The sequence below is a fragment of the Streptomyces sp. NRRL F-5650 genome (genome assembly GCF_000721365.1).
GTDB classification, from domain to species: domain Bacteria; phylum Actinomycetota; class Actinomycetes; order Streptomycetales; family Streptomycetaceae; genus Streptomyces; species Streptomyces ardesiacus.
This window is the reverse complement of sequence record NZ_JOGV01000087.1, coordinates 1-8,877: the sequence shown is the minus strand read 5'-3', so window position 1 is coordinate 8,877 and position 8,877 is coordinate 1. Positions and strand designations below refer to the sequence as shown.

Below are 8,877 nucleotides of genomic sequence, written 5' to 3'. Positions count from 1 at the left end.
GTCGGCCTCGTCGGCCCCAACGGCAGCGGCAAGTCCAGCCTCCTGCGCACCGTCTACCGCGTCCTGCGCCCCGACGCCGGCCAGGTCCGGGTCGACGGGGACGACGCATGGGCACTGCCGGTACGGCAACTGGCCCGCACCGTGGCGGCGGTGGTCCAGACCTCGGCCGCCGACTTCGATCTCGCCGTCCGCGAGGTCGTCGCCATGGGCCGCACCCCGCACAAAGGACTCCTCGCCGGTGACACCCCCGAGGACGCCGACCTCGTCGACCGCGCACTCCTCGCGGTCGACGCCGTCCATCTGGCCGACCGCCCCTTCGACCGTCTCTCCGGCGGTGAGCGCCAGCGCGTCCTCATCGCCCGCGCCCTCGCCCAACAGCCCACCCTCCTGGTCCTCGACGAACCCACCAACCACCTCGACATCCGCCACCAACTGTCCGTGCTCAGCACCCTGCGCCGCCTCCCCACCACCGTGCTGCTCGCCCTGCACGACCTCAACCTGGCCGCCTACTACTGCGACCGCCTCTACGTCCTCCACGACGGCAGGGTCACCGCCTCCGGACGGCCCGCCGACATCCTCACCCCGCAACTCCTGGCCGAGGTCTACGGAGTGACGGCGGAAGTCGCCACCCACCCGCGTACGGGCGCCCCGCAGGTGACGTTCCTCCCCGGAGAGCCACGCAGCTGAAGGGCCGGCCTGCAGGTGCACGAGCTAGCTGTGCTAGCGCTGCGGCAGCGTCCTGGAACTGCCGCACGAGGCGGGGCTCACCGAGGACCAGGGCTGGGGTCCGCCGAGATTTCGAGCGACGGGGAGGTAGCGTCCGGCACTCCTGGGTACGCGGACCCTGCCCGTTCCGTCTCTCTGCATGGCGTACGCATGTGCCTGAGCAGGAAGGACGGCGGCTGGGACATGGGGAAGAGCGGTCCCGTTGCCGGGAAGGCGGGGGGACCAGAGAAGGTGGATGCATGGACGTCAAGCGCAGGAACAACGTCACGGTCACGGGCAACCCGCTAGGGCGTACGGTGCTGCTCGCCCACGGGTTCGGCTGTGACCAGAACATGTGGCGGCACACCCTGCCGGCTCTGGTCGACGACTACCGGGTGGTGCTCTTCGACTACGTGGGTTCGGGACGTTCGGACCTGTCCGCCTTCTCCGAAGACCGCTACACGTCCTTGGACGGCTACGCCACTGACGTGGTGGAGATCTGTGAAGCGCTCGACCTGCGCGACGCGGTCTTCGTCGGTCACTCGGTGAGCGCGATGATCGGCGTGCTGGCAGCCGGAAGGGTTCCGTCGCGGATCGGCGCTCTGGTGATGGTCGCGCCGTCCCCCTGCTACATCGACGAGGAAGGTTACCGCGGCGGCTTCAGCGCCGAGGACATCGACGAGCTGCTCACCTCCCTGGAGTCGAACTATCTGGGCTGGTCGGCGACGATGGCACCGGTCATCATGGGCAACGCCGACCGGCCGGAGCTGGGCGAGGAGCTGAAGAACAGCTTCTGCGCCACGGACCCGGACATCGCCCGGATCTTCGCCCGGACCACCTTCCTCTCCGACTCGAGGCAGGACCTCAAGGGCGTGGGGGTGCCGACGCTCATACTGGAGTGCACGCAGGACGTCATCGCCCCCCGGGAGGTCGGGGCGTTCGTGCACCAGGCCATCGCGGGCTCGACCCTGATCACGCTGGACGCCACCGGGCACTGTCCGCAGCTGTCCGCGCCCGAGGCGACCAATGCGGCGATCACCGACTTCCTGGTGCGTCTGCGGTGATGTGCCGCACCGGGCACGAGCCCGACCCCTCCGACCCGGACAACGGCGAGGCGTCGAGCGCGGCTTTCGCCTCCCTGCTGGAGGACAGCGCGGAGGAACTCTACGAGAGCGCGCCCTGCGGGTATCTGTCCACGCTGATGGACGGCACCATTTGCAAGATCAACGCTACGCTGCTCGAGTGGCTGGGCCTTGAGCGGGCGAGCGTGGTCGGCAGGCTGCGCTTCACCGACCTGCTCACCGTGGGGGGCAAGCTCTACCACGAGACGCACTTCGCGCCTCTGCTGCGGATGCAGGGCCGGATCAGCGGGATCGCGCTGGAGGTGAAGCAGGCCGACGGCGGCCGCATTCCGGTCCTGGTCTCGTCCGTCGTGAAGCACGGCAGCTCCGGCGAGCCCTTGCTGATCCGCACCACCGTCTTCGACGCCCGCGACCGCCGCTCCTACGAAGAGGAACTGCTCCGCGCCCGGAAGGCCGCGGAACGAGCGCGTGAGCAGGCGGAAGCGGACCGGGCCAGGCTCCAGGACGCCCTGGCCGTTCTCCAGCAGTCGCTGCTGCCGGCGGATCTGCCGCCCGTACCGGGGATGGAAGCGGCCGCGCACTACCGCACCGCTTCCCCCGACCGCCTCGGCGGCGACTTCTACGACCTCTTCCCCAGTGACGGAAAGAGCTTCGCCTTCTTCCTCGGTGACGTGTGCGGCAAGGGTCCCGAGGCCGCCGCGGTCACCTCGCTGACCCGCTACACCCTGCGCGCCGCGGCCGCGCACGACCCGGACCCGGTCGCCGCGCTGACGACCCTCAACCAGGCACTCCACGAGCGCTACAACGGGAGCGACCCGCGCTACTGCACCGTGATCTTCGGCACGTTGGAGCCGGACACCGCGTCCGGGAAGGTCACCGTCCGACTCGCCTCGGGCGGCCACCCGCCGGCCCTGGTCCTGCGCGCCGACGGCACGGCCGAATTCCTGCCCACGCCGGGCGGCCTCCTCGTCGGCATCCTGCCCACGGCCTCGTTCGCCACCGCCACGACGGTCCTGGGAGCCGGGGACACCCTCCTCCTGTACACCGACGGCCTGACCGAAGCCCGTACGGGGGAGGACCGTAGCGCTTTGTACGGAGACGAGGCCCTGAGTGCCCTGGCGGCCTCACACGCCGGCGAGTCGCCCCAGGCCGTAGTGGAAGCTCTGGCGGCATTGCTGGACGGCTTCGGTGACGGCCTCGACGACGACACCGCTCTCCTCGCACTCGGCGTCCCCGCCCCGGCCCCCACGCACCAGGCCACCTCATGGCCTCCCGCGTGATCGGACCGCCCAGCCGTTCTATCGCGCGGCGCTGAAGCGGGCCGCAGGGGAGGTGCCGGCGGACCGTCCGTGGTCCGTCTCGTCCTGCACGAGCAGCGACAGCAGCGCGGCCACGGTCAGGCCCGCTTCCGCCGGGTGGCGGAGGACCTTGTCCGGTTCGATGCGGTAGGTGTTGCTGCGTCCGTCGCGGGTGTGGGAGAGGTAGCCGTCCTGTTCCAGGTCGGAGATGATCCGCTGGACGGCGCGTTCGGTGAGTCTGCAGTGGGCGGCGATGTCGCGAATCCGCACGTTCGGATTGTCCGCGATGGCCGCGAGTACACGTGCGTGGTTGGTGACGAACGTCCATCCGGAGTGAGATTCAGGCAGTTCAACCATGCGCAGCATCCTAGGGACTACTTTTGCCCGACATCGTATACGTGACATACGTGTCGCGCAATGACGTCGGTTTGCAGCAAAGGTGTCGCAAGCCGTGACAGGGTGCCGGCCTCCGCCGTCCGGGCCGCGCCCCGCCGACGACCCGCACACACAACCATGAGACCGTCTTTGCGTGACACCAAATACATGACATACTTTTCGCGCTAAAGGTAACGTGTTCCGTCCAGGGGGAGACGGAGGAGGGACCGAGAGTGTTTTTGGATGAAGCGGTCGCAGCGTGCTCGCACACCGGCCAGAGCCGGCTCCCGGTCACGGACCCACCCACGCAGACGCAGTACGAACTGCACGGAGCCCGGGTCGTCAGCGCTCAAGGCTCGTACGACATGCACTCGATCGAGCCGTTGGCCGTCGCACTGGAAGCCGCGGCCAAGGAATCCCCGAGGGTGGTCCTGGACGCCTCCGGCATCGCCTTCGCCGACTCCACCCTGCTGAATCTACTGATCCTCACCCACCGGGCGACCGACTTCAGAGTGGCCTCACCGACGCCCCAAGTGCAGCGACTTCTGCACATCACCGGCGTCGACACCGTCCTGAAGGTGCTGGCGACGGTGGAGGAGGCCGCCATCGACCAGTGACAAGGCCCCGCCTGAACGCGAGCCGTGTCGCTTGGAGACGCGGACAAGGGGCATCCGACGTTCTGCCTGACGCTCCCGGATGTGGACCGTGGCCGTCAGGCGTCATGAAGACGGTCGCTTCCCCCTGGCACGGTCGGCCGTGCCAGGGGAAGGACTTGCGACGGGAGAGGAAAGACATCCGTGATCCTTCCGGCCGAACAGGAACTGCGGGCCGTACTGGCCCGGTTCGCCCAGGCGCGCATCGACCACGACGTGCGTCCCACCGGCTTCACGAGCAGGCTCCTCGAGGACGCCACGTACACCCTGTGCGTGTTGACCGGGGCCCGCACCGCCGAACAGGCCCTGCGCACGGCGGACACCCTGCTCGAACAGTACGCCGGACGCGCCAACGTCTCCGTGAAGGACGAGACTTTGGCCGCCTGAGACGAGGGCGGCCACCAGGCTCCTCCCCCGGCCGGGGCCCGCGGTCCGGGTCGAGGGGAGGAATTCCCTGCAGGCAACGGCGGATCCGCCGCCCCTGCCGGAACGGCGGCGGATCCGAGCACATGAGGAAGTGAGACAGACATGGGCGACACTGGGCTTCGGCGACGTACCGGGACGAGCAGCAGGCCGGCCGGCGACATCCCGGCACCACAGTGGCGGAACCTCTTCCTGGCGCCCGACTGGGGCCCCGATGACCAGTCCGTCGTCGAAGAAACGAGGGGCCGGTCCGAGTACTTCACCAGTGCGCGCCGTCCGCGCGGCGCCGGTCGCCGACCGAGCCGCAGGAGCGCGTGACTCCGCCCGACGCGCCGGGTCGGTACCGGCATCCTCGCCTGAGGCAGTCCCACCACGCACGCCACTCATGTCGCGATGATTCGGCCAGGGAGCCCCTCTCCAACGGTGCCGGGTGGCTGTGCAGGAGGAGAGCGACGTCTGAACTGATCACCGCCATCACGCCCCGGCGGACGCCCGCGCCGAAGCGGGTCACCACGACTGTCCTCACACCGGGTACGTACTGGATCAACCCTTCCGCGGGACGCTGATGCGGGAGGAGGTGGCCCTGTTTGGCGTAGGGCCACGGGCGCGGCCGGTGTGCTCGTCATTGGATGGTACTCATGACCGCAAAGGAGCGCGGGCCCGCCGGCCGGGCCTGGCGGGGCCGAAGAACCATGTGTCACCGGTGCGGGGCGGGGCGTCCGAGTCCAGGCGTGTCGAGCGGTAGCCCTGATGCCGGCTGGGGAGGGGCGCGAAGTGAGGGCACTGCTCCGGCGGCCTTCCGGTCTGAGCCGAGCCCGGCAGACGCACGGTGCGGAGGGCGGGCATGAGCTCGAGGAGAGCGCTCGACGTGCGGCTCTTCGATGAGACGGTGGCGGCGGTCGCGTTGTTCGCGGGCGCTGAGCACCGGTTGGTCTATCAGAACGAGGCATGTGCCAGGCTGCTCGGAGCCCGGCCGGTCGGACTGCCCGCGAGGGAGGCGTTCCCCGAACCCGATGCCGGAGAGTTCCTGACGGTGCTGGACGAAGTGGTCGCCACCGGGCGGCCGCGTCAGCTTCCCGAGGCGCGCGAGCCCGACCCTGGCGCCCCGGAGCAGGCCCGGTACTTCGTGTACTCCTGTACGCCCGTCACGATGGCCGAAGGGCGCGGCGCGATGGTCGTCGCGCTGGATACCACGGCCGAGACGATGGCACTCGAGCGGTACGAGGCGGTGGTGACGGCCGTCTCGCAGATGGTGTGGGTGCTGCGTGCGGACGGATCCGCGCAGGAACTCGTCTCCGGCTGGCAGCAGTTGACCGGGAGCCCTTGGCGCGACCGGATGGACGAGCAGTGGGGTGCGCATATCCATCCCCATGACCGGGCGCGCCTTCGGCACGAGTGGCATGCCGCCCTCGCCAAGGAGTCCCCCGGGCTGTTCGAGACAACGTTCCGGGTGCGGGCTTCCGACGGCTCGTACCGTCATATGTCGACGCGGTGTGTGCCCATCCTTCGCAACGGCCGCGCCGAAGAATGGATCGCCGCGACCGACGACGTCCAGGACACATGGAGCGCCACACTGCGCGAACGCCTTCTCGCAGAGATCGCACAAGTGTCCGGTGAGGGCCTGGACGAGTCCTTCGCCGCGGTGGCGAAGGCAATCGTCCCGGAGCTCGCGGACGCCTGCGTGATCATGCTCCTGGACCACGAGGAGTGGCCCCCGCCCGAACACGTATCTGTCACGGCCAGACGGGCCGCCTCCGCCACCCGCCACGGCTTGCCGGCTCGGCCTCCGCTGCAGGACCAGACAGTCGTCATCAGCGGCACGGTCCGAGACGTGCTGGCGAGACGCGCTCCCTGCACTTTCAATCTCTCGGCAGGCAAGGGGGTGCCACCAGGCATTGTCCCGGCGGTCACCGAGCAATGGCTGAGGAGCGCGGACGCCACCAGCCTGACCCTGTACCCGCTGGTGGCGGAGGACGTCGTTCTCGGCTATGCCGCCACCAGCGCGAACGGGGACTCCCCCGCTCCCGGCCCCGCCGACACCACGCTGATACAAGGGATCTTCCGTGCCTCGGAACGACCCATCCGCAAGGCCCTCGACCTGCAGCGGGCCCGCCGCACCGCTCTGCGCCTCCAGCATGCTCATCTCACCAGCCCGCCGGCCGTTCCCGGTGCGAGCCTGGCCGCCTGCTACGAGCCGGCCAGCTCCGCGAACGAGATCGGCGGCGACTGGTACGACGCCGTCGTCCACGACGAGGACACCCTCGTACTCGACATCGGAGACGTCTCCGGACACGACCTCACAGCAGCCACCGCCATGGGACAGCTGCGCAGCATGCTCAGGGGCCTTGCCTGGAACAACGGCCCAGAATGCCTGCCCTCGGCCGTCCTGACCATGCTGGAGGACGCCGCCGAAGGGCTCGACATCGCCTCCTTCACGACCGTCGTCCACGCCCGCCTGCAACGTCGCCCCGACGGCGCATGGCACATAACCTGGTCCAACGCCGGACACCCGCCGCCGCTGCTCATCCCCGCCCGGGCTGATCCCTACTTCCTCACCGGCGCGGACACGGACCCCCCACTCTGCGTCGCCCCGGTCCTCCCCCGTACCAGCCACACCCACATCCTCGCCCCCGGAGACACCCTCCTGCTTTACACCGACGGCCTCATCGAAACCCCCACCGCATCCCTCGACGACGGCCAGCACAGACTCCTGACCGCGGCCGCACACCAACGCGGCGCTTCCCTGTCCGATCTTCTCGGTTCCCTCCAGCGCAGTCTCTCCGACAACCGAGACGACATCGCTCTCATCGCCTTCCGAGCCGACCCTCCAACCTCGGCCCCACCCGGTCACCGCGGCCCACTCCGTGTGCGAGCAACCCGGCAGCGGCCCGGACGCTGAGTTCCTCCCGTTCGGTATAGATCGGCGCACGTTCCTCATCCTGGTACGCGAGTCGCTTCGGGAACTGCTGGGCCGCCGTCCACGACCACGCCTTGGACGGGCCAAGTCAGCATGGCTGAGCTGCGGTTGACCCCCGGAGCATCACACGAGCGTCAGCGTCACGGTGCGAAGGGACGCGACAGCGCCGATCGTAATGACATCCATTTTCATGTATCGTCTGTCCCGCTTACCAATCGCACCCGGAGGTCCTCATGGCCGTACCCAAACGCAAAATGTCGCGCAGCAACACACGGCACCGTCGCGCGCAGTGGAAGGCAACGACGCCGCAGTTGGTGACCGTCACGGTGGACGGCGTGCCGTACCTCGTTCCGCAGCGGCTCGCCAAGGCGTACGAGCGCGGCCTCCTCCGTCCGGAAGGCTGAACCCGGCATGGCCCACGCCCCCTCGCGGCGCCTTCCCGTCACCGTCCTGTCCGGGTTCCTGGGCGCCGGAAAGACCACTCTGCTCAATCACGTCCTCCGTAACCGTGAAGGGCTGCGCGTCGCGGTCGTCGTCAATGACATGAGCGAGGTCAACATCGACGCCGCCCTGGTGCGCGGCGGCGAGGCCGCCCTGTCCCGCACCGAGGAACGCCTGGTCGAGATGACCAACGGGTGCATCTGCTGCACCCTGCGCGACGATCTGCTGGAGGAAGTCGACGGGTTGGCACGCGAGGGGCGTTTCGACTACCTCCTCATCGAGTCCTCCGGCATTTCCGAGCCCATGCCGGTGGCCGCCACCTTCGCCTTCGCCCGCGACGACGGCGCCACCCTCGGCGACCTGGCCCGGCTGGACACGATGGTCACGGTCGTGGACGCCGCCAACTTCCTGCCCGAGCTGGCCGGCGGCGACGAACTGACCGAGCGCGGCCTGGACCAGTACGAGAACGACGAACGCACGGTCAGCGACCTGCTGATGGACCAGATCGAGTTCGCCGACGTCATCGTCCTCAACAAGCTCGACCTCGTCGACGCCGCGTCCGCCGACCGGCTGCGGGCACGCCCGCCCGCGCGGGAGTCCTCCGATGCTGACGTTGGCGTCGTCCCAGATGATCCGGTGCCGCCCGCCCGTGCGGGAGTCCTCTGCCGTACGAGTACCGGCGGTGGGTCGAGCAGTAGTGCCGCCTGCCCGTGCGGGAGTCCGGCGTGGTCGTGCTTGGGGAAGTTCCCCGGATTGTGGCGGCCCGCCCGCGCGGGAATCCGCCGAAGGGCGAACTCACTGATGTGCCGACCGGCTTGTCAGCTACGTCTGTACGGGAGTCCTCCTGTCACCCAGGAGCAGGGCCAGGACGACACGCTGTGCCGCCCCCCCGTTACCGTTTTCGCGGCTCCGCAATGGAGCCTCCGGCCTTCGGGTCCGGCATGACTTCCCCCTCCTGTTGTTGATGATCCGGGGGGTGGTGT

At 69.2% G+C, this 8,877-nt stretch carries 9 protein-coding genes; 8 read left to right on the top strand and 1 reads right to left on the bottom strand.

Features of this window, described 5'->3' with window-relative positions:
* From IG88_RS0137085 to IG88_RS0137075, 3 genes are all read left to right on the top strand, one after another.
* Positions 1-687: ABC transporter ATP-binding protein (locus IG88_RS0137085; RefSeq protein WP_031051050.1), on the top strand; the 687-nt coding region annotated here is incomplete at its 5' end.
* Between the two features lie 278 nt (positions 688-965).
* Positions 966-1,769: an alpha/beta fold hydrolase gene (locus IG88_RS0137080; RefSeq protein WP_031051048.1), complete on the top strand. Its 804-nt coding sequence runs from the start codon at positions 966-968 to the stop codon at positions 1,767-1,769.
* Positions 1,769-3,067 (top strand): PP2C family protein-serine/threonine phosphatase, encoded by a 1,299-nt coding sequence (locus IG88_RS0137075; protein ID WP_031051046.1) that lies wholly within the window; start codon positions 1,769-1,771, stop codon positions 3,065-3,067. Before IG88_RS0137080 ends, IG88_RS0137075 begins: the two co-directional genes overlap by 1 nt.
* Positions 3,068-3,085: 18 nt before the next feature.
* Here IG88_RS0137075 and IG88_RS0137070 read toward each other — a convergent pair whose 3' ends face one another.
* Positions 3,086-3,442, bottom strand: a complete 357-nt coding sequence (locus tag IG88_RS0137070) for a helix-turn-helix transcriptional regulator (protein WP_031051043.1) — start codon at positions 3,440-3,442, stop codon at positions 3,086-3,088.
* Between the two features lie 383 nt (positions 3,443-3,825).
* On the opposite strand from IG88_RS0137070, the gene IG88_RS0137065 reads away from it, so the two are divergent.
* The 5 genes from IG88_RS0137065 (at position 3,826) to IG88_RS45175 (ending at position 8,839) form a co-directional block, all read left to right on the top strand.
* A complete protein-coding gene (locus IG88_RS0137065) occupies positions 3,826-4,077 on the top strand; it encodes an STAS domain-containing protein (RefSeq protein ID WP_372503507.1) in 252 nt (83 codons plus the stop codon).
* 180 nt (positions 4,078-4,257) lie between these two features.
* Positions 4,258-4,500, top strand: coding sequence for a DUF5133 domain-containing protein (locus IG88_RS0137060; protein WP_031051041.1), 243 nt, complete (start codon positions 4,258-4,260; stop codon positions 4,498-4,500).
* Positions 4,501-5,380: 880 nt separating this feature from the next.
* Positions 5,381-7,435, top strand: coding sequence for a SpoIIE family protein phosphatase (locus IG88_RS0137055; RefSeq protein ID WP_051852219.1), 2,055 nt, complete (start codon positions 5,381-5,383; stop codon positions 7,433-7,435).
* A gap of 251 nt (positions 7,436-7,686) precedes the next feature.
* Complete coding sequence (gene rpmF / locus IG88_RS0137050; RefSeq protein ID WP_007387878.1) at positions 7,687-7,857, top strand: 50S ribosomal protein L32; 171 nt, start codon at positions 7,687-7,689, stop codon at positions 7,855-7,857.
* A gap of 7 nt (positions 7,858-7,864) precedes the next feature.
* Complete coding sequence (locus IG88_RS45175; protein ID WP_324609020.1) at positions 7,865-8,839, top strand: GTP-binding protein; 975 nt, start codon at positions 7,865-7,867, stop codon at positions 8,837-8,839.
* Positions 8,840-8,877 lie beyond the last annotated feature (38 nt).